At 67.5% G+C, this 20,292-nt stretch carries 25 protein-coding genes; 21 read left to right on the forward strand and 4 right to left on the reverse strand.

What is annotated here, in order from left to right; translation table 11 throughout:
• Positions 1–84 precede the first annotated feature (84 nt).
• Genes purM through B5D37_RS05585 form a run of 4 tightly spaced genes read left to right on the forward strand, consistent with a single transcriptional unit; the run spans position 85 to position 3,342 of the window.
• Positions 85–1,110, forward strand: a complete 1,026-nt coding sequence (purM, locus tag B5D37_RS05570; protein WP_078757754.1) for a phosphoribosylformylglycinamidine cyclo-ligase — start codon at positions 85–87, stop codon at positions 1,108–1,110.
• 20 nt (positions 1,111–1,130) lie between these two features.
• On the forward strand, positions 1,131–1,808 hold the full coding sequence (gene purN / locus B5D37_RS05575; RefSeq protein ID WP_078757755.1) for a phosphoribosylglycinamide formyltransferase: 678 nt from the start codon (positions 1,131–1,133) through the stop codon (positions 1,806–1,808).
• Positions 1,809–1,819: 11 nt separating this feature from the next.
• Complete coding sequence (locus B5D37_RS05580) at positions 1,820–2,614, forward strand: DUF3108 domain-containing protein (RefSeq protein WP_078757705.1); 795 nt, start codon at positions 1,820–1,822, stop codon at positions 2,612–2,614.
• A gap of 5 nt (positions 2,615–2,619) precedes the next feature.
• Positions 2,620–3,342 (forward strand): DUF3108 domain-containing protein, encoded by a 723-nt coding sequence (locus B5D37_RS05585; RefSeq protein WP_078757756.1) that lies wholly within the window; start codon positions 2,620–2,622, stop codon positions 3,340–3,342.
• A 40-nt stretch (positions 3,343–3,382) separates the two neighbouring features.
• Here the strand turns inward: B5D37_RS05585 and murA are convergent, their stop codons facing one another.
• Both murA and B5D37_RS05595 read right to left on the reverse strand, forming a co-directional pair.
• The gene (murA, locus tag B5D37_RS05590) at positions 3,383–4,645 is read right to left on the reverse strand and encodes a UDP-N-acetylglucosamine 1-carboxyvinyltransferase (RefSeq protein ID WP_078757706.1); all 1,263 of its coding nucleotides are present in this window, start codon (positions 4,643–4,645) and stop codon (positions 3,383–3,385) included.
• Positions 4,646–4,647: 2 nt separating this feature from the next.
• On the reverse strand, positions 4,648–4,884 hold the full coding sequence (locus B5D37_RS05595; protein WP_078757757.1) for a BolA family protein: 237 nt from the start codon (positions 4,882–4,884) through the stop codon (positions 4,648–4,650).
• A 59-nt stretch (positions 4,885–4,943) separates the two neighbouring features.
• On the opposite strand from B5D37_RS05595, the gene B5D37_RS05600 reads away from it, so the two are divergent.
• The 13 genes from B5D37_RS05600 to ptsP all read left to right on the forward strand — a co-directional run bounded on the left by B5D37_RS05600 (position 4,944) and on the right by ptsP (position 15,127).
• Positions 4,944–5,948: a KpsF/GutQ family sugar-phosphate isomerase gene (locus B5D37_RS05600; RefSeq protein WP_078757707.1), complete on the forward strand. Its 1,005-nt coding sequence runs from the start codon at positions 4,944–4,946 to the stop codon at positions 5,946–5,948.
• Positions 5,949–5,955: 7 nt separating this feature from the next.
• Positions 5,956–6,537 carry a KdsC family phosphatase gene (locus tag B5D37_RS05605; RefSeq protein WP_078757708.1) on the forward strand — a complete coding sequence of 194 codons (582 nt, stop codon included), beginning with the start codon at positions 5,956–5,958 and terminating at the stop codon, positions 6,535–6,537.
• Positions 6,534–7,100, forward strand: a complete 567-nt coding sequence (lptC, locus tag B5D37_RS05610; protein ID WP_159447341.1) for an LPS export ABC transporter periplasmic protein LptC — start codon at positions 6,534–6,536, stop codon at positions 7,098–7,100. Before B5D37_RS05605 ends, lptC begins: the two co-directional genes overlap by 4 nt.
• Positions 7,090–7,677, forward strand: a complete 588-nt coding sequence (gene lptA, locus B5D37_RS05615; RefSeq protein WP_143814155.1) for a lipopolysaccharide transport periplasmic protein LptA — start codon at positions 7,090–7,092, stop codon at positions 7,675–7,677. Before lptC ends, lptA begins: the two co-directional genes overlap by 11 nt.
• Complete coding sequence (gene lptB, locus B5D37_RS05620) at positions 7,677–8,396, forward strand: LPS export ABC transporter ATP-binding protein (RefSeq protein WP_078757709.1); 720 nt, start codon at positions 7,677–7,679, stop codon at positions 8,394–8,396. The genes lptA and lptB overlap by 1 nt, the downstream gene beginning before the upstream one ends.
• 79 nt (positions 8,397–8,475) lie before the next feature.
• Positions 8,476–9,909, forward strand: a complete 1,434-nt coding sequence (locus B5D37_RS05625) for an RNA polymerase factor sigma-54 (RefSeq protein ID WP_078757710.1) — start codon at positions 8,476–8,478, stop codon at positions 9,907–9,909.
• Between the two features lie 102 nt (positions 9,910–10,011).
• The gene (hpf, locus tag B5D37_RS05630; protein ID WP_078757711.1) at positions 10,012–10,338 is read left to right on the forward strand and encodes a ribosome hibernation-promoting factor, HPF/YfiA family; all 327 of its coding nucleotides are present in this window, start codon (positions 10,012–10,014) and stop codon (positions 10,336–10,338) included.
• Between the two features lie 5 nt (positions 10,339–10,343).
• Complete coding sequence (locus tag B5D37_RS05635; protein WP_078757712.1) at positions 10,344–10,817, forward strand: PTS sugar transporter subunit IIA; 474 nt, start codon at positions 10,344–10,346, stop codon at positions 10,815–10,817.
• 3 nt (positions 10,818–10,820) lie between these two features.
• Positions 10,821–11,783, forward strand: a complete 963-nt coding sequence (gene hprK / locus B5D37_RS05640) for an HPr(Ser) kinase/phosphatase (protein ID WP_078757713.1) — start codon at positions 10,821–10,823, stop codon at positions 11,781–11,783.
• 5 nt (positions 11,784–11,788) lie between these two features.
• Positions 11,789–12,667, forward strand: coding sequence for an RNase adapter RapZ (gene rapZ / locus B5D37_RS05645; RefSeq protein ID WP_078757714.1), 879 nt, complete (start codon positions 11,789–11,791; stop codon positions 12,665–12,667).
• A 53-nt stretch (positions 12,668–12,720) separates the two neighbouring features.
• Entirely contained in the window at positions 12,721–13,113 is a 393-nt protein-coding gene (locus B5D37_RS05650) for a PTS sugar transporter subunit IIA (protein ID WP_078757715.1), read from the forward strand.
• A gap of 12 nt (positions 13,114–13,125) precedes the next feature.
• Positions 13,126–13,395 carry an HPr family phosphocarrier protein gene (locus B5D37_RS05655; protein WP_078757716.1) on the forward strand — a complete coding sequence of 90 codons (270 nt, stop codon included), beginning with the start codon at positions 13,126–13,128 and terminating at the stop codon, positions 13,393–13,395.
• Between the two features lie 10 nt (positions 13,396–13,405).
• Complete coding sequence (ptsP, locus tag B5D37_RS05660) at positions 13,406–15,127, forward strand: phosphoenolpyruvate--protein phosphotransferase (RefSeq protein ID WP_078757717.1); 1,722 nt, start codon at positions 13,406–13,408, stop codon at positions 15,125–15,127.
• Here the strand turns inward: ptsP and B5D37_RS05665 are convergent.
• Positions 15,124–15,504, reverse strand: a complete 381-nt coding sequence (locus B5D37_RS05665; protein WP_078757718.1) for a hypothetical protein — start codon at positions 15,502–15,504, stop codon at positions 15,124–15,126. The genes ptsP and B5D37_RS05665 overlap by 4 nt on opposite strands.
• Positions 15,505–15,655: 151 nt before the next feature.
• Here B5D37_RS05665 and mgtE point away from each other — a divergent pair, with 151 nt between their 5' ends.
• The gene (gene mgtE / locus B5D37_RS05670; protein ID WP_078757719.1) at positions 15,656–17,017 is read left to right on the forward strand and encodes a magnesium transporter; all 1,362 of its coding nucleotides are present in this window, start codon (positions 15,656–15,658) and stop codon (positions 17,015–17,017) included.
• A gap of 21 nt (positions 17,018–17,038) precedes the next feature.
• Here the strand turns inward: mgtE and B5D37_RS05675 are convergent, their stop codons facing one another.
• A complete protein-coding gene (locus B5D37_RS05675; protein WP_078757720.1) occupies positions 17,039–18,064 on the reverse strand; it encodes an integron integrase in 1,026 nt (341 codons plus the stop codon).
• Positions 18,065–18,246: 182 nt separating this feature from the next.
• Here B5D37_RS05675 and B5D37_RS05680 point away from each other — a divergent pair, with 182 nt between their 5' ends.
• From B5D37_RS05680 to B5D37_RS05685, 3 genes are all read left to right on the forward strand, one after another.
• Positions 18,247–18,678: a tetratricopeptide repeat protein gene (locus tag B5D37_RS05680; RefSeq protein WP_078757721.1), complete on the forward strand. Its 432-nt coding sequence runs from the start codon at positions 18,247–18,249 to the stop codon at positions 18,676–18,678.
• Positions 18,679–18,806: 128 nt separating this feature from the next.
• Entirely contained in the window at positions 18,807–19,166 is a 360-nt protein-coding gene (locus tag B5D37_RS14630) for a DUF952 domain-containing protein (protein WP_143814156.1), read from the forward strand.
• A gap of 123 nt (positions 19,167–19,289) precedes the next feature.
• Positions 19,290–19,745, forward strand: coding sequence for a DUF5063 domain-containing protein (locus tag B5D37_RS05685; protein ID WP_078757722.1), 456 nt, complete (start codon positions 19,290–19,292; stop codon positions 19,743–19,745).
• Positions 19,746–20,292: the final 547 nt, after the last annotated feature.

The raw sequence follows: 20,292 nt of genomic DNA on the forward strand, positions 1-20,292 counted from the left end.
CGCCGGAGCCCGCGGCTGCTAAAATCGCGGGCTTCCCGTGCCAGCGAGGCAGCCGTGACCGCCACCCCCTCCGACTCCACCCCGCTGACCTACCGCGATGCGGGCGTCGACATCGATGCCGGCAACGAGCTGGTCGAACGCATCAAGCCGCTGGTCAAGCGCAGCTTCCGGCCCGAGGTGATGGGCGGCCTGGGCGGGTTCGGCGCCCTGTTCGACCTCTCCGGCAAGTACCGCGAGCCGGTGCTGGTTTCGGGCACCGACGGGGTCGGCACCAAGCTCAAGCTGGCCCAGCAACTCGGTCGCCACGACACCATCGGCATCGACCTGGTCGGCATGTGCGTGAACGATGTGCTGGTGCAAGGCGCCGAGCCGCTGTTCTTCCTCGACTATTTCGCCACCGGCAAGCTCGACATCGACACCACGGTGGCGGTCGTCGGCGGCATCGCCAGGGGCTGCGAGATGGCCGGTTGCGCGCTGATCGGTGGCGAGACCGCCGAGATGCCGGACATGTACGGCCCCGGTGAATACGACCTGGCCGGCTTCACGGTCGGTGCGGTGGAGAAGTCGCAACTGCGCGACGGCAGCCGGGTCGAGGCCGGGGACGTATTGCTGGGCATCGCCTCCAGCGGTCCGCACTCGAACGGCTATTCGCTGATCCGGCGCATCTTCGACCGCGCCGGGCGACCGGGCGACGTCGAGGTCGGCGGCAGGCCGCTGCTCGACGCCCTCATGGAACCGACCGCGCTGTACGTCAAGCCGGTGCTGTCGCTGCTGCAGGGCGACCAAGGCGAAGCGATCCACGCCATGGCGCACATCACCGGCGGTGGACTCAGCGAGAACATCATCCGGGTGATCCCGGACGGGCTGGGCATCTCGGTCGACGCCACCGCCATCGTGCTGCCCCCGGTGTTCGACTGGCTGCAGCGCGAGGGCGCCGTCGCCGACAGCGAGATGTGGCGGACCTTCAACTGCGGTGTCGGCTTCGTGCTGGTGGTGCCGCAGGCCGCACTGTCAGCGGTTGAAAACGAGCTCGGCGAACACGGCCTGGTACACCGGCGCATCGGCGAGGTGGTGAAGGCGGGCGGCGAAGAGCGCGTGCGCATCGGCTGAACGTGCCGCCAGCCACCGCCGTGAAAACACCGCCCCTCCGCATCGCGGTCCTCGCGTCCGGCCGCGGCAGCAACCTGCAGGCGATCCTCGACGCAGTCGGCCGGGGATCGCTCGCCGCGGAGGTCGTGGGTGTCTTTTCGGACCGCACCCGCGCAACGGCGCTGGAACGGGCCCGGAACGCCGGAATTACCGCCACCGCCGTGAAACCATCGGGCTTCGGCAACCGCGAGCAATTCGATGAACACCTGTTCAGCCTGATCGACGCGGTTCATCCCGACCTCATCGTCTGTGCCGGATACATGCGCCTGCTCAGCGGAATCCAGGTCATGGCGCGCCCCGGTCGCATCATCAACATCCATCCCTCCCTGCTGCCCGCCTTCAAGGGGCTGCACACCCACCAGCAGGCGTTGGACGCCGGCGCCAGCGAACATGGCGCCAGCGTGCACTTCGTTTCCCCGGAGCTGGATGGCGGGCCGGTGCTGTCGCAGGTGCGGGTGCCGGTCATCCCGGGTGACGATGCCGAGCGCCTGGGCCGTCGGGTGCTCGAACGCGAACATCCGCTGCTGCTGGCGACGCTCGCCTTGCTGGCCTCGCGCCGGGTCGGTGTCGTCGACCACCGCATCCAGCTCGACGGCGAACCACTGGCCGCGCCGCTGCTCCTCCAGGACGATGATCGCCTGGCCCCACCCCCTCACTGAAGACCCCGCACATGCAACCAGCTGTCCACCGTCCGCTTCCGTTCCGACCCCTGCTCGCCGGCCTCCTGCTCGGCCTCGCCACCCTGCCCGGCCTGGCCGTGGCACAGGAAGCGGCCGCCGCGCCCGCGCCCGTCGCCGATGAAGCGGCGACACCCGCGCTCGAACCCTTCATCGCCAGCTACATGGTCTACCGCGACGGCAAGCACCTCGGCGAAGCCACGATGCAACTGGTCCCGATGAAGGGCAGCCGCTGGCGCGTCGACCTGGTGATGCACGGCACCCGGGGCCTGATCGGCCTGGCCGGCATCAACGCCGAGCAGAGCACCGTGTTCGACGTGGTCGGTGAAACTTACCGCCCGCTGACCCAGGCGACCCTCAACAGGACCCTGTTCACGCGCAAGCAGACCATCGGTCTCTACGATTGGCCCTCGCGTTCGGCGAGCTGGCAGGGGGACGTCAAGGAATCCCGCCAACGCCCGGTGGAACTGCAACCCGGCGACATGACCGGGCTGCTGATCAACCTGGCGGTCATTCGCGATGCCGAACCCGGCGCCACGCTGAAGTACCGGTTCGTCGACGATGGCCGCACCCGCGAACACGTCTACACCGTTGCCGCGGAACCCGAGAAGGTATCCGCGGCCGACCTGAGCTTCAGCGCGTTCCGGGCCGTGCGCGACAAGGATGACAACGAGGAGACCCTGATCTGGGTCGCCCGCAACGTACCCACGCCGATCCGCATGTTGAAGCGCGAGGATGGCAAAGACGCATACGACCTGCGACTGGTCGAATACAAGGGAGTCGAATGATGCAGATGACCCACACATCCCAAGGCACCCGGCAGCGCTCGGCCAGCCGTCTGCGCATGCTGCTGGCGGGCGGCGCGTTGGCCGTCGCAGGATCGGCGGTCGCGGCATCGGCAACGGCGATCGAGCCGTTCACGGCCGAGTATGAAGCCAGCTACATGGGCATGAACGCGACCGGCGAGATGTCCCTCAAGCCGGTTGGCGGCGATCGCTGGCGCTACAGCCTGGACGTGAGCAACTCGCTGGCCAGCCTCAGCCAGAGCACGGTGTTCGAAGCCCATGGGGGCGGCTGGCGCCCGCTGGAGAGCAAGGATTCGTCGAAGGTGCTGGTCAAGAAATCCGACAAGTCCGCCAACTACGATTGGGGCAAGGGCGTGGCCAGCTGGAGCGGCGACGTCAAGCCGGAGCGTTCCGGCCCGATCAAGTTGCAGGCGGGCGACATGGACGCCCTGCTGATCAACCTGGCGATCGTGCGTGACCTGGAAGCGGGCAAGCCGCTGGACTACCGCATGGTGGACGACGGCCGCGTCAAGCAGATGAGCTACAAGGTCGCCGGCAAGGAGAGCATCCAGGTCGGTGGGCAGCAGCGCCAAGCGACCAAGGTGGTCAACACCGACGGTGACAAGCAGACCATCGCCTGGGTGGTGGACGGCATCCCGGTCCCGGCGCGCATCCTGCAACGCGAGGATGGCAAGGACTCGATCGACCTGAGGGTGAAGTCGGTCCGCTGACCCGTAGCTGGCCGGCTGCCGCTCCGGCGGCGCCGGCTGGTCAGCCGATGCGGCGGATCCTGGCGCCCAGGCCCGAGAGCTTGGCCTCGATGTTCTCGTAGCCGCGGTCCAGGTGGTAGATCCGGTCGATCGTGGTTTCGCCTTCGGCCACCAGGCCGGCAAGGATCAGCGAAGCCGATGCGCGCAGGTCGGTGGCCATCACCGGCGCGCCACTGAGCCGCTCCACCCCGCGCACCACCGCCATGTGCCCGTCGATGCGGATGTCGGCCCCCAGCCGCAGCAGCTCGTTGACGTGCATGAAGCGGTTTTCGAAGATCGTCTCGTTGATCACCCCGACGCCATCGGCGATGCAGTTCATCGCCATGAACTGCGCCTGCATGTCGGTGGGGAACGCGGGATGCGGCGCAGTGGTGATGTCCACTGCCATCGGGCGCCGCCCCTGCATGTCGATGGTGATCCAGTCGTCGCCACAATCAAGCATCGCGCCGGCGCGGAACAGCTTGTCCAGTACCGCCTTCATGGTGTCGGGCCGGGTCCGGCGGGCGGTGATGCGGCCGCCGGTCATCGCCGCCGCCACCAGGAAGGTCCCGGCTTCGATCCGGTCGGGCACCACCGAATGGCTGCCGCCATGCAAGCGCTCCACGCCCTCCACGACGATGCGCCCGGTACCCTCGCCCTCGATCCTGGCGCCCATGGCCCGCAGGCACTCGGCGAGGTCGACGATCTCCGGCTCCATCGCCGCGTTCTCGAGCACGGTGGTGCCTTCGGCCAGCGTGGCCGCCATCAGCACGTTCTCGGTGGCACCGACGCTGACCATTTCGAACACGTGGCGTGCACCCTTCAGCCGCGTTGCCCGCGCCTTGATGAAGCCGTTCTCGACCGACACCTCGGCACCGAGGGATTGCAGCCCCTTGATGTGCAGGTCGACCGGCCGCGAGCCGATCGCGCAGCCACCGGGCAGCGACACCTCCGCATGGCCGTAGCGCGCCAGCAGCGGCCCCAGCACCAGCACCGAGGCGCGCATGGTCTTGACCAGCTCGTACGGGGCCACCTGGCTGTGCACCGTGGTCGGGTCGACCACCAGTGCATGGTCGTCCTGCGGATCGAACTCGATGCCGACGCCGATCTCGGCCAGCAGCTTGATCGTGGTCGATACGTCATGCAGGCGCGGCACGTTCTCGATGCGCACCGGGCCATCGGCCAGCAGCGTCGCGCACAGGATCGGCAGCACCGCGTTCTTGGCGCCGGAGACCTGGACCTCGCCTTGCAGGGCGACGCCGCCTTCCACCACGATCTTCTGCATGTTCAGCCCTGGCCGGCTTCGGCCGGGGTCAGCGTCTTCAATGCCAGCGCGTGGATCTCGCCGCCCATGCGTTCGCCCAGCGTGGCGTACACCATGCGGTGGCGAGCGAGCGGCAGCTTTCCGGCAAAGACCTCGCTGACGACGGTGGCCTCGAAGTGCACGCCGTCATCGCCGGACACCTGGACCCCGGCTCCCGGGAGGCCCTGTTCAATCAGGGACTTGATGGTTTCGGGATTCAATTTGAGGCCCCATCGCATAGACTAGCCAATTAGCCTAGCGGAAAGCCCCCTGCTCCGAAATGGCCACATTCGATACCCAACCCCCGCGCCCCGACGACGCCGGCTTCGCCGCCAGCGGTCGCCGCGTGTTCGAGATCGAAGCCGCGGCATTGGCCGCGGTCGCCGAGCGCCTTGACGGCGATTTCACCCAGGCCTGCAGGCTGATGCTGCAGGCACGCGGCCGCGTGGTCTGCACCGGCATGGGCAAGTCCGGCCACGTCGCCCGCAAGATCGCCGCCACCATGGCCTCGACCGGCACGCCGGCGTTCTACGTGCATCCGGGCGAGGCCGGCCACGGCGACCTCGGCATGATCACCGATGCCGACGTCGTGCTGGCGCTGTCGTACTCGGGCGAGAGCGACGAGGTGCTGATGCTGCTGCCGGGACTCAAGCGCCAGGGCAACCGCCTCATCACCATGACCGGCCGCCCGAACTCGACGCTCGCCCGCGAGGCCGACGTGCACCTGGATGTGAGCGTGCCGGCGGAAGCATGCCCGATCCACCTCGCTCCGACGTCCAGCACCACCGCCTCGCTGGCGATGGGCGATGCGCTGGCGGTGGCGCTGATGGAAGCGCGTGGATTCACCGCCGACGACTTCGCACGCTCGCATCCCGCCGGTGCGCTCGGCCGGCGCCTGCTGCTGCACATCGGCGACATCATGCATCGCGGCGACGAGATCCCGCGCGTCAATGCCGATGCCACCCTCAGCGAGACGCTGGTGGAAATGAGCCGCAAGCGGTTGGGCATGACCGCCGTGGTCGATGCCGACAACCGCCTGCTGGGCCTGTATACCGACGGCGACCTGCGCCGCAGCCTGGACGACCGTGCGATCGATCTGCGCAGCACCCGCATCGATGAAGTAATGACGCGCTCGCCACGTACCATCGGCCCGGAGGCACTGGCGGTGGAAGCCGCTCAGCTGATGGAGGCCCACAAGATCAGCGGCCTGCTGGTGGTGGACGACGACGGCCGCGTGGCCGGTGCGCTCAACATTCACGACCTGTTGCGCGCCCGGGTGGTGTAAAGGCCACATGTCCTACCAGCACCTCAACGACTACCCTGCGGACGTGCGCGAGCGCGCGGCCCGCATCAGGCTCGCCTGCTTCGATGTCGACGGCACCCTGACCGACGGCCGGCTGGTGTTCGACACCGCCGGCCGCGAGTCCAAGGCGTTCCACGTGCATGACGGGCTCGGGCTGGTACTGCTGCGCCGGTTCGGCATCGAAGTCGCCTTCATCACCGCACGCACCAGCACCGTGGTCGAACAGCGCGCGGCAGAGCTCGGCATCGTCGAGGTGCACACCGCGGTGAAGGACAAGTTCGCACGCGTCGGCGAGATCATCGCGCGCATGGGCATCGGCATGGACGAGGTCGCCTTCATGGGCGATGACCTGCCGGACCTGCGGGTGATGTCACGGGTCGGGTTCGCGGCCGCGCCCGCCGATGCGCATCCGTGGGTGCGTGAGCGGGTGCAATGGCGCACCAGCCTCCCGGCCGGCCACGGAGCCGCACGCGAGTTCTGCGACCTGCTGCTGGCATCGCAGGGGCACGCGCAGGCGCTGATCGACGAGGTGACCCGGGTGGAGGGCGTGCGGGTGGAGGGCAACGCATGAGCTGGCGTACCGCGGTAACGCTGGTACTGGTGGCGATCGCCGCGGTCAGCGGCTGGTCGTTGTGGTCCAACCGGGGGGCATTGCCGGAGCAGCTGGAAGCGCCCGGTGGTCGCGCCGATTACGTACTGAACGATTTCGAGATGGTCGCGCTGGGCGCGGATGGACGCGAATCCTTCACCCTGCGCGCCCCGCGGCTGGAGCGCGACCCCGGCACCCGCACCATGGACATCGCCACCCCGCTGTTCCTGATTCCGCCCGGTGGCGAATCCGGCGACGGGGATGCTTGGGAAGTGCGGGCCAACACCGGCTGGATCAGTGCCGAAGGCGACGAGTTGCGCCTGCGCGGCGCGGTGGAAGCCACCAGCGACGGCAATGCAGGACCCCCGGTTGAGATCGCCACCGAAGCGCTGAACGTGTTCCCGGAAACCGACCGGGTCACGTCCGCGGAGCGGGTCACCATTAATCGGCCCGGTTCTATACTTCGTGGCGATGGCCTTGAAGTGAACCTGGCCAGCAAGCAGTACACGCTCCAGTCCGAGGTCCACTCCCGCTATGTTCCCTGAAACCCCCAAGCACGCCCTCGCGTGGCTGGTCGTCGCAATCGCGATGGCCACCAGCCCCGCCGCACTCGCGCGCAAGTCCGACCGCAACCAGCCGATGGACATCGAGGCCGGCAAGCAGCAAGGCAGCCTCGACGACAACACGCCGACCGTGCTGTCCGGTGGCGTCACCATCGAGCAGGGCACGCTTCGGGCCGAAGCCTCGCGCGCGGAGATCACCACCCGTGGCGGCAACATCTCGCGCGTCGTCCTCACGGGCAGTCCGGCCAAGCTGAGCCAGCAGATGGACGACGGCACGCCGATGAGCGCCATCGCCAGCAACATCGACTACAACGTCACCAGCGAAGTGGTGGTGTTCACCGGTGGCGTCAACATCACCCAGCCCCGCGGCACGCTCAGCGGTGAGCGCGTGGTCTACAACATGACCAGCGGCGAGGTCACCAGCGGTGGCGAGGGCGCCGGCCGCGTCAAGATGCGCATCATGCCGCGCAATACCGGCGCGCCGGCCGGCCAGACCACCCCGGAAGAGCCGGCGACAGCACCGGACGCCGACGCCGACGCCCCGGCGGAGGGCGGCTGATGCTGGTGGCGCAGGGCCTGCGCAAGACCTACCGCTCGCGCGAGGTGGTGCGCGACTTCGGGCTCACGCTCGATGCCGGTGAAGTGGTCGGCCTGCTGGGCCCCAACGGCGCCGGCAAGACCACCTGCTTCTACATGATCGTCGGGCTGGTGCCTGCCGATGCCGGCCAGATCCTGCTCGATGGCAAGGACATCACCGGCGACCCGATGTACGTGCGCTCCAAGTACGGCGTCGGCTACCTGCCGCAGGAACCGTCGGTGTTCCGCAAGCTGAGCGTCGCCGACAACCTCAGGGTGGTGCTGGAGCTGCGCGAAGACCTGGACAAGGCCGGCCGCGAGCGTGAACTCGCGTCCCTGATGGAAGAACTGCAGGTGACCCACGTGGCCGACCAGGCCGGCGCCAGCCTCTCCGGCGGCGAACGCCGTCGCGTGGAAATCGCACGCGCACTGGCCGGCAAGCCGCGGCTGATGCTGCTGGACGAACCGTTCGCCGGTGTCGACCCGATCTCGGTGGGCGAGATCCAGCGCATCGTCAGCCATCTCAAGAATCGCGGCATCGGCGTGCTCATCACCGACCACAACGTCCGCGAGACCTTGGGCATTTGCGACCGCGCGTATATCCTCAACGAAGGCAGCGTGCTCGCGCAGGGGGCTCCGGACGCGCTGCTCGCCAACCCCGACGTCCGTCGCGTCTACCTGGGCGAAACCTTCCGCCTGTAGCCTTCGAGGCAAGACCCGCACCTGCGGGCCATGCACCGATGCGGCCGTCGCCCAGCACAGGTCGCGTTTGCCCTCGAACATGAAACCCCGCCTCCAAGCCACGCTCGGCCAGCACCTGGTCATGACGCCGCAACTGCAACAGGCCATCCGCCTGTTGCAGATGTCCGCAGTGGAACTGGAAGCGGAACTGGCCGCCGCGGTGGAGAGCAACCCGCTGCTGGACTGGACCGAGACCTCCATCGGCACCGGCAGTACCGACGCGGCCCCCGCGAAGGGCGAAGGCGAACATCCCGGCGGCGAGGACAGTTTCGAAGGCCAGCCCGGCGAAGCCGACTGGACCGGCGGCGACGGCGAGACGTGGCACCAGCGCACCGGGCCAGCCGACCCCGGCGACGAGGGTCAGCTCGCCGAGCAGGTGGCCGAATCGGAAACCCTGCATGACCACCTGCTGTGGCAGTTGCACCTCAGTCCCCTGTCCCCGCGCGACCGGCAGATTGCCGTGGCGCTGATCGAAGCGATCGACGACGATGGTTACCTCCGCGAGCCGCTGGAGGAGATCGCCGCGGCACTCGACCACGACCTCAAGCCCAGCAGCGAGGAGATCCAGACCGCGCTGTGCCAGATCCAGCGGTTCGACCCGGTCGGTGTCGGTGCGCGTGACCTGGCTGAATGCCTGCGGCTGCAGATCCAGCCACTGCCCGACGAAACCCCGGGAAAGGCCCTGGCCTACCAGCTGGCCAACGGGCCATTGGAGCGCCTGCCGCGCATCGGCGTGTCGGGCCTGGCCAGCGAACTGAAGCTCGACGAAGCCGAGGTCGAAACCGCGGTCAAACTGCTGCGCTCGCTCGACCCGCGCCCCGGCGCGCAGATCGGCGCCATCGCCAACGACACCTACGTCTCCCCGGACGTGGTGATCTGGCGCCGGGACGGTGTGTGGCGTGCCGCCCTGTCGGAGAGCATGCGGCCGCGCATCAGCATCCACCGCGGCTACGAAGGCATGATCCGCCACGCCAGTGATTCCGATGCCAGCTACCTCAAGGGCCACCTGCAGGAGGCGCGCTGGCTGCTGAAGAGCCTGGAAGCACGTGGCGACACGCTGCTGAAGGTGACCCGCTGCCTGATCCGCCAGCAGGCAGGCTTCCTGGAGTTCGGCGACAGCGCGTTGCGGCCGCTGACCCTGCGCGAGGTCGCCGCGGAGATCGGCCTGCACGAATCCACCGTATCCCGCGCGATCGCCCGCAAGTACGCCCGCACACCGCGTGGCACGATCCCGCTGCGGGCGTTCTTCGCCTCCGGCATCGGCGCGGGCACCACTGGCGAGGCCTCCAGCACGGCCATCCAGGCGATGCTCAAGCAGCTGATCGACGCAGAGAACCCGCGCAAGCCGCTGTCGGATGCGCGCCTGGCCGAAAGCCTCAAGGCCTCCGGCATCCCGGTGGCGCGGCGCACCGTCGCCAAGTACCGCGAAGCGATGGGCATCGCCTCATCCCAGGATCGGGTGCGCATCGGCTGAAGCGCGGATGGCCGGGACACCTCCGCATGTTCGTCGCGGGCGGCCGATGCCATCGTGCTGGGCTATGCTGTGGCTCCAGTCGCGAACTCGAGGTGGTGTCCGATGCGCATTGAAACCCACGGCCATGAAATCGAAGTCACCCAGGCGTTGCGCGACTACGTCGACGCCAAGCTTGCACGCCTGAAGCGACACTTCGACCAGCCCATGGACGTGCGTGCCCAGCTCAGCCTGGACAAGCCCGACCACCGCGCCGAAGGCACCGTCACCGTGGCCGGGCGCACCCTCCACGCCGACGCCTCCGCAGTCGACATGTACGCGGCGATCGACCTGCTCGCCGACAAGCTCGACCGGCTGTTGCTGAAGCACAAGGAGAAACTCTCCGACCACCACCGCGGCGAGAGCCTCGCCCGCAACGGCGACTTCGGCTAGCCGGGATGCCGCTGCAGGACCTGCTCAGCCGCGACCGCATCGCGATCATCGATGCCCCTGCCGACCGGTTCGGGGTGATCGACGAAGCGGCCGGGCTGCTTGCCGGGCACGGTGGCGATGCGGCGCTGGCCAACGCGATCCGCACCAGCCTGCGCTCGCGCGAGCAGCTGGCCTCCACCGGCATCGGCCACGGCGTGGCCATCCCGCACGGGCGCGTTGCCGGCCTGGAAGCCGGACGGGGGGCGCTGCTGCGTCTGTCGTCGCCGGTGGACTTTGCCGCCGTCGATGGCGAACCGGTGGACCTGGTGCTTGCGATGGCGGTCCCCGAACACTCGGTGCAGTTACACCTGCAGCAACTGGCGGAGCTGGCCGAGCATTTCGCCGACCCCGGCTTCCGGGAGCAGCTGCGTTCGGCCGTCGATGCCGACGAGCTGTCGCGACGCCTGCTCGACCCCGCCCACCGACGAAGCGTGGCCTGAACCATGCCGCCCCTGTCCAATGCCCGCATCAGCGCGGGAGAACTCTTCGAACAGCAACGCGAACGGCTGGACCTGCGCTGGCTGGCCGGCCAGGCGGGCCACACCCGCATCCTGGAAGCGGTGGAGACGGTGGCACGGCGGCCTTCGCTGGCCGGTTACCTCAACGCGATCTATCCCAACAAGGTGCAGATCCTGGGTACCGAGGAACTGGCGTGGCTGGATACGCTGGATTCGCGCCACCGTTGGGAGACCATCGAAAAGATCATGCAGTTCCGGCCGCTGGCGCTGGTCATCAGCAAGGCGCAGAACTGCCCGGCCGACCTGATCGAAGCGGCGGAAGAGTCGCTCACGCCCTTGTGGAGCTCGCCGCGGCGTGGGCATGAACTGCTCAACCACCTGCAGTACCACCTCGCCCGCACCCTCGCCCCCCGGATCACGCTGCACGGCGTGTTCATGGAGATCTATTCGATCGGCGTGTTGATCACCGGCGATGCCGGGGCCGGCAAGAGCGAGCTGGCGCTGGAACTGGTCAGCCGTGGCCACCGGCTGGTGGCCGACGACGCCCCCGACTTCACCCAGATCGCGCCGGACGTGCTCGACGGCACCTGTCCCGAGATGATCCAGGACCTGTTGGAGGTCCGCGGGCTGGGCGTACTCAACATCCGCGAGATGTTCGGCGACACGGCGGTCAAGGGGAACAAGTACCTGCGGCTGATCCTGCACCTGACGCATCCGTCCGACGTGGTCGAGGCCACCGGGCTGGAACGCCTGACCGGAGAGAACACCACCCGGCGCGTGCTCGACCTGGACGTGCCGGTAACCGGCATCCCGGTGATGCCCGGCCGCAACCTGGCGGTGCTCGCCGAGGCGGCCACCCGCCTGCACAGCCTGCGCGTGAAGGGCATGGACCCGGCCGCCGCCTTCATCGCGCGGCACAGTAACTTCCTGGAACGAGGGGAATCCTGAGGCACATGGACAGCACGACCAACGCCACCCTGGTCATCGTCAGCGGCATGTCGGGGTCCGGCAAGTCGGTGGCCCTGAAGACCTTCGAGGACCTGGGCTACTACTGCGTCGACAACCTGCCGGCCGAGCTGTTGCCGCAGTTCGTGCGCAGCGCGACCGGTGGCGATGCCAGCGCGGCGAAGCTCGCGGTCGGCATCGACGTGCGCAACAGCCACGGCGACCTGGCCAACGTGCCGGACTGGCTGTCGGAGGTGGGCAAGCTGGGGCTGGACCCGCGCCTGGTCTTCTTCGAGACCCGCGACGAGATCCTGCTCAAGCGCTATGCCGACACCCGGCGCCGCCATCCGCTGAGCCACCTGGGGCTGTCGCTGGCCGATGCCATCGCGCTCGAGCGCCAGGTCCTCAAGCCGCTGCGGCAGCTGGCCGACGTCACCCTGGACACCAGCGACCTCAACGTCCACCAGATGCGTCGCCACATCATCACCGAGTTCGGCCTGGGCGACGATGGCACGGTCTCGTTGCTGTTCGAATCCTTCGCCTACCGCCACGGCGTCCCGCCGGATGCGGACTTCGTGTTCGATGCCCGCTGCCTGCCCAATCCCCACTGGGATCCTGTGCTGCGGCCGTTGTCGGGGCGCGACCCCGCGGTCGCGGTCCACCTCGATGCACAGCCCGACGTAAACGAGTTCGCCGACCAGGTGGGGGGATTCCTCGACACCTGGCTGCCGCGGCTGCACCAGGACACCAGCCGGAGCTACATCACCGTGGCCTTCGGCTGCACGGGAGGCCGGCATCGCTCCGTGTACCTGGCCGAACGCATGGCCGAACGGGCCCGCCGGCGTGGTTGGGGGGAAGTGGCGGTCTACCACCGCGAGCTGGACTGACGCGACACCACGCCCGCTTCCGGCATTTAACCCGCTTCTGCTAACGTTTCGGGATGGCCGTCGGCATCCTGCTCATCACCCACGAAGGCATCGGCAACGCATTGTTGGCGGTGGCGACCCGGCTGATGCCGGTCCTGCCGCTGCGCATGGAGTCGCTGGAGGTGCCATTCGACGGTGATCCCGACGGGCTGCTGCCTTCGGCGAGTGCGGCATTGCGGCGGGTGGACGACGGCGACGGCGTGCTGGTGCTGACCGATCTGTACGGCGCCACCCCGAGTAACCTGGCCGCGAAGGTGGCGCGCATCGGCACTCCGGTGCGGCGGGTGTCGGCGGTGAGCCTGCCGATGTTGTTACGCGTGTTGAACTACCCCGAACTGGGGCTGGATGAACTGCCGGCAGTGGCCGGAGCCGGTGCCCGCAACGGCGTCGTGCTGGACGACGCCTGAGAGGACACGACCATGATCGAGCGCGAACTGACCGTATCCAACCGCCTGGGCCTGCATGCCCGGGCCACCGCCAAACTGGTGCAGTTGCTGTCCGGCTACCGCAGCCACGCGACGCTGGTCGCCAAGGGCCGGGAGGTCAACGCCAAGAGCATCATGGGCGTCATGCTGCTGGCCGCGGGCCAGGGCACGCAGGTGAAGCTGCGCGTTGAAGGCGAGGACGAAGAAGCCGCGGCGGAAGCCATCACCGCGCTGTTCGAACGCCGCTTCGACGAAGACCAGTAGGCCGCGGCGCGTGCGGCAGGCATTCAACGGCACCGGAGCTTCGCGCGGCAGCGCACTGGGGCGTGCGCGGGTGCGTCTGTCCCACGTGCTCGACGTGGTCGAGGAGCACGTCCGCGCCGAGGATGCCGAAGCCGAGCTGCAACGGCTGCACGCGGCGATCCAGCGGGTACGCGGCGAGATGGTGGAACTGCGCGAGCGCCTGCACGGTGCACTCGCGCACGAGGTCGGCGAGTTCCTGGACCTGCACGCATTGCTGCTGGACGACCCGGAGCTGCTGCAGGGGCTCGACCAGCTGATCCGCGAGGGCCACTACAGTGCCGACTATGCGCTAAGGCTGCAGCGCGACCGCATCGCCGCCGTGTTCGAATCGATGGACGAGCCGTACTTCCGCAGCCGGGTGGAAGACATCGACCAGGTGATCGGACGCATCCACGCGGCGCTGCACCGGCGCGACGCGGTGATGGAGGGCGTGGCCGGCGAGATCCTGGTGTGCGACACGGTGGCACCGGCCGAACTGGCCCAGTTGCAGAGCCAGGGCGTGGTGGCGATCGTCACCTCCACCGGCAGCTCGCTGTCGCACAGCGCCATCCTCGCCCGCAGCCTGCACATGCCCCTGGTGGTCGGCGTCGGCGGCATCCTCCAGCGCGTCAACGACGGCGATGCGCTGGTGGTGGACGGTGGCCTGGGCCAGGTGGTGCTCGAACCGGCCCCGGACGACCTGCGCCGCCACCGTGAGCGCCAGCGCCGCTACGCACGCGAGCTGCGCGAACTCAACAGGCTGCGCCACGAACCCAACCGTACCCGCGACGGCACCGCCATCGAGCTGCTGGCCAACGCCGAATCGCGCGAGGACATCGCAGAGGCCCATGCGCTCGGTGCCACCGGCATCGGCCTGTACCGCACCGAGTTCCTGTTCCTGCAACGCATGGAGCTGCCGGACGAAGACGAGCAGTTCCGGGCCTATCGCGATGTCGTGCTGGGGATGAGCGGCCGTCCCGTCACCATCCGCACGCTTGACCTGGGCGCCGACAAGGCCGACCGCACCGGCCTGGCCCTGCGGGGGGAACCGAACCCCGCGCTGGGCCTGCGTGGCGTGCGCCTGTCGCTGGCCCGCAAGGGGCTGTTGGAAACCCAGCTGCGCGCGTTGCTGCGTGCTTCCGGCTACGGCCCCCTGCGCATCCTGCTGCCGATGATCAGCAGCCGTTCGGAGGTGCGCGATGTGCGCGCGGTGCTGTTGCGGGCGACGCGCGACCTGCGCAGCGAGGGCCACGAGATCGCCGAGCACGTGCCGCTGGGCGCGATGATCGAAGTGCCGGCTGCCGCGATCGCGCTGTCGACCTTCATCGGGGAGGTGGACTTCCTGTCGATCGGCACCAACGACCTCATCCAGTACCTGCTGGCCGCCGACCGCAACAACGAGGCGCTGGGCGAGCTCTACACCCCGCTCCATCCCGCGGTGCTCAAGCTGCTGCGCGACGTGATCCGGATGGGTCGGATGCGTGGTGTACCCGTGGCGGTCTGTGGCGAAGTGGCCGGGGACGCGGCGTTCTCACCGCTGCTGCTGGCCCTCGGGCTGGAGCAGTTCAGCCTGCATCCGACAACGCTGCTGGAAGTGCGCCGGACCATCCGCAACTGCGACCTGGAACGCCTGCGTGCCCATGCGCCCGCACTGATGCGCGCCCGCGACCGCGCCGGCATCGAGCGCTGGATGCACGCCCAGCTCGGCCACTAGCCCCCGCAGTTGCCGGGCCCGGCCTGCTTCGCCGCCAGCACCATGCCCGAATCGCGTTCGGTCAGCACGAACACCATGCCGGCGCTGGTCCACTGGCCGGTCTCTTCGCTGCCCACCGCCTCGTTGCTGCGGGTGAACACCTTGCGCTCGTCGGCACCGACCTGGACCTCGATCTTCGAGCCCATCGATTGCGGGACCTCCCACGACACCCTGGCGACATAGGCACCATCGGGCGTGCAGTTGCGATCGACCGGCGTGATCTCGAACTCGACCCCGGGCTCGGCGAACGGCATCCGTTCCGGCACCTCGGGAGCACCGCAGGCGGACAGGACGATGGTGGCGGACAGCAGGGCAGCGAGGCGAACAGAAGTCGACATGGCACGGAGTGGCTGGTGGGAGGGCGCATAGCAATACCATGAAGCCCCGCCCGCGGGCTGTGCAGGGCCTTCCGCAGCAGCGATAATGCCGGCATGAACGCTTGAAGCAGGTCGCATCCGCCGCGGGTGCGGCTCCGACCGGGACATCCGCATGGCCGAAGCCGTCCGCCACGACAAGACCTCGCATCAACTGCGGTTGCTGTCGGACGCGCTCGAGAGTGGCCGGCTGGGCCCGGTCAAGCGGCTGGTCAACACCCTCTCCCCGGCCGAGATCGGCAACCTGCTGGAGTCGCTGCCGCCCGGCAAGCGCGTGATCGTCTGGGGGCTGGTGGACCCGGACGACGACGGCGAGGTGCTGGTCCACGTTGGCGACGAGGTGCGTGAAAGCCTGCTGGCGGCGATGGACCCGGACGAAATCGTCGCCGCGGTCGAAGACCTCGACATCGACGACCTCGCCGACCTGGTGGAGGACCTGCCCGAAGCGGTGATCGAGCAGGTGCTCAAGTCGATGGACCGCGACAACCGCGAGCGCCTCGAGCAGGTGCTGTCCTACCCCGAGGACACCGCCGGCCGCCTGATGAACCCCGACGTGGTGACGGTGCGCGCCGACACCACGGTGGACGTGGTGCTGCGCTACCTGCGCCTGCGCGGGGAACTGCCTGAACACACCGACTACCTGTACGTCGTCAGCCGGCGCCACCAGTACCTGGGCCGTATCAGCCTGGCGCAGTTGCTGACCCACGAAGCCGGCACCCCGATCAACCAGTTGCTGGACGACGAGCAGCCCGCGTTCGACGTCGACGAATCAGCCAACGAAGTCGCACGCCAGTTCTCCGACCGAGACTGGCTCAGCGCGCCGGTGGTGGACGACAACCACGTGCTGCTGGGCCGCATCACCATCGACGACGTGGTCGACATCATCCGCGACCGGGCCGAGCACCAGGCACTGGGCGCGGCCGGCCTGGACGAGGACGAAGACCTCTTCAGCCCGGTGCCACGAGCCGCACGCCGGCGCGCCATCTGGCTGGGCATCAACCTCGCCACCGCCTTCCTCGCCTCCTGGGTGATCGGGCGCTTCGAGGGCGCGCTGGAGCGCATCGTCGCGTTGGCGGTGCTGATGCCGATCGTCGCCAGCATGGGCGGCGTGGCCGGCACCCAGACCCTGACCCTGATGGTGCGCGGCCTGGCCATGGGCCAGGTCGGCAGCGGCAACCTGCGGGCGCTGCTGGCCAAGGAGCTCTCCGTCGGCCTGCTCAACGGCGTCGCCTGGGCGATCGTGGTCGGCGTGGTCGCGGCGATCTGGTTCCAGGACATCCCGCTCGGCGCGGTCATCGCCGGCGCCATGGCGATCAACCTGGCGGTGGCCGCCTTCGCCGGCGTCATGGTCCCGCTGACCCTGCGCCGCATGAACATCGACCCCGCCCTCGCCGGCGGCGTGGTGCTGACCACCGTCACCGACGTCATCGGCTTCCTGAGCTTCCTCGGCCTGGCGACGCTGGTCCTCCTGCGCTGAGCCCCGGCGCGACCACGGGTATCAATCCCGATCCAGCGGGCTGAGCACCCCGCCCGCCCCCCGCCCCAGCACGTGCGTGTAGATCTGCGTGGTCGCCACGTCCTTGTGGCCCAACAGCTCCTGCACCGTGCGGATGTCCTGCCCCGCCTCCAGCAAGTGGGTGGCGAAGGAATGGCGCAAGGTGTGGCACGTCGCCGGCTTGTCGATGCCCGCCTTGGCGCGCGCCGACTTCACCGCCCGCTGCAGCACGGCCTCGTCGACGTGGTGCCGGCGCTTGCGACCGCTGCGCGGGTCCAGCGAGTGTTTCGCCGAGGGAAACACGTACTGCCAGCCGAACTCGCGCCCCGCCGTCGGATATTTCCGGCCCAGGGCATGCGGCAGGTACACCTCCCCCAGCCCGGCCAGAAGATCCTGCGTGTGCAGGATGCGGACGCGCTCGACCTGCTCCACCAGACGCTCGTGCAAGCGCAGCGGCAACGGCACCCGCCGGTCCCTGCCCCCCTTGCCATTGCGTACGCAGATCTCCGTACGCGCGAAATCCACGTCCTTCACCCGCAGCCGCACGCATTCCATCACCCGCATGCCCGTGCCATAGAGCAGCGACCCCATCAGCGCCGTCTGCCCATCCAGCAACGCGAGCAGGCGCTTCACCTCTTCCCGCGACAACACCACCGGCACCTTTTGCGGCTTCTTCGCCCGCACCACCGATTCCATCCACGGCAGGTCGATACCCAGCACCTGCCGGTACAGGAACAGCAGACCCGACAGCGCCTGGTTCTGCGTGCTGGCGGCCACGTCGTCACGCGTGGCCAACCGGGTCAGGAATGCCTCGACCTCGGCCGAACCCAGCTCACGTGGATGCCGCTTGCCGTTCTCCAGGATGAAGCGCCGGATCCAGTACACGTAGGCCCGCTCGGTGCGGATGCTGTAGTGCAGTACCCGGCAACGGGCGCGAACCTGGTCGAGCAGTCGCGGCGCCTTGTCACCACCGCTGGTTGCTGTCGGCGGAGGACCAGATATCACCTCATCTTCGGGGTGATAAGACATACCGCCTCACAAGTGCAGGAATTGCCGCCAGCATCCGTGGGCGATGCCTGGCGCGGAAGCAGGTAAGGGACTGATGTGACGTAGGATTTTCCTGATTGACGGAGCGCGGGTGCAGCGCGGAAGATGCGATACCGCCCCGTTTTGGGGATCTACTAAGTGTTAGCCCTCACAACGGAGTTGCCTTGGAGTCTTTCGAGCCACTGCTTCAAGAACTCGGCGCCATCAAATGGCTGCTGGTGTTCATCGCCGCTGGCGTCGCCCTAATCGCGGCCACGTTCTTCTTTCTTGCGGTAAACATCATCGCCGTTATGAAGGAGAACCGGCGAGGTAACAGCAGCCAGTCCAAGCACGCCGAACTAGAGGATCTGCTCGCGTCGGGCCAAAGCACAGCCGCAAAGTTCACTGCAATGGAGTGGGTTGCAGCTCAACCCAGGCGGCCAGAAGCGCACTGGGCCCTAGCCAAGGCTCACTATCAACTCGGGGAGCTTTCGGAAGCTAAGCAGGTCCTTACGGGCCTTCTCAAAGTTGCGCCCGAGGAACACTATCGGGTGGACGCATGGCTGGAGCTTCTGGAGTCGGAGTTTTCTCAAAAGCGGCCCAAGTCGGTTGAGTAGGGTGAGGGCTAACAATTCGTTCAAGCCGAACTTGCTTCGTTCCACCAAAGCCATGGCAGAAAAAGCTTGCCACGGCTTTGGCTCCACTACGCAAGTCGGCTTAACTCAGGTGTTAGGCGCGGGGACCAATGGACAACCTGTTTCGAGTAATTTCGGCAGCGGAATTAGCATTGGCAACGGCATCTGGGTTGGTTCCGCGCTGCCCGTCTGATGAGCGGAGCAACTGCGTGCATTTGAACCACCGGATTGATGTTGAAACCGTGGCCAACTTGTACTTCACGCCAGACGAAGCGCCGGTGGTCCTGGAGATCCGACGCTCAGACATAGAGGAAGGCTTAGCCTTTGCGCCTCCTACTGAGGGAAAGCCTTTCGGTCAGGTCACACTGGCTCGGCCGAACATCTTGCTTACGTCAGTGGTCGCAGTGCATCCACTTGATGTTGTTCAATTCAACAGCTTGCCTACGTTCAAGTTCGCTGCAGGCGCCTAACAATTCATTCAAGCCGAACCCGCTTCGTCGCTTCGTTCAAATGTGTCGCAGGTGTTGTAATGTCAGCTCACGGCCAGCGCGTTGCGGGTCGGCTTAATTCAGGCGTTAGGCCGCACGGACACAATGAAGCAAATCGATGCCTTCCGTGATACAGCGACTGCTTTCTGTAAGTGGGCAGAGAGCGCTCCGGTTGCGCCAGCGGATGATGTCGACACAGCGATCAAGATGCTCTCGAAGCTTCTTGCGTTGGTGCATGAGCTGCCGGAGCTCTTCGATGAAGAGGACACGCCCGGTGCAACTCATGAGGAGTGGCTGACCGTGTACAAACGCTTTGGCTCACTTCCATTCAACTACTACGCGTCCTACTCGGAGCCGCATGACACCGCGGACCCTTCTCCGGGCACCGGCGACATGGCCGATGATCTTGCAGACACTTGGCGAGATCTCAAGGGCGGATTAGCGCTCTACCAGAAGGGCAACTATGCAGCCGCAGTTTGGGAGTGGCGAGAGTCCTTCAGCGTTCACTGGGGTCGCCACGCTTCGGGTGCTCTGCACGCTCTTCAGTGTTGGCGGTCGTAGAGTCGTGCAGGTGCCGCCTAACAGGTCATTCAAGCCGAACCCACTTCGTCCCATTTGCAGGCATAGTCGCCGCTAGGGCCTTCTGCTCAACGTCCGGCTCACGCGTTGTGGGTCGGCTTAATTCCGGTGTTAGGCGGCGGCTGCTGAAAAGTTCTGCCGCGCTCGCTTCTTCGGGAAATAGCGTCGCGGCTGGCAGCGTGACTCGTGCTCATCCCACGCTGGCTCCGGCTGGTTTCCTTCGGCAGCCACGTCGCGCCGGCCGGTCCGTTGCTCCGGCAAGTCGGCTCAATCATTGCGGAGCCATCTTCGGCTGCACGTCGCCTTGGGCTTTCAGGGTAAGGCGCCGGTCCCCGCGGGCTGGTACTGTTTCGGCTGGTGGCGGGCTCTGGGGTGTGGTGTTGGCGGGTCCGCCAGCACCCAAGGCAGCACCGCCTAACAGGTCATTCAAGCCGAACCCACTTCGTCTTAGTTGCAGGCATGTTCGCTGCTGGGGCTTCGGTTCAACTCCCGGCTCACGCGTTGTGGGTCGGCTTAATTCCGGTGTTAG

Origin of the sequence: Lysobacter spongiicola DSM 21749 (assembly GCF_900167055.1) — a bacterium.
Taxonomy (GTDB): Bacteria; Pseudomonadota; Gammaproteobacteria; order Xanthomonadales; family Xanthomonadaceae; genus Novilysobacter; species Novilysobacter spongiicola.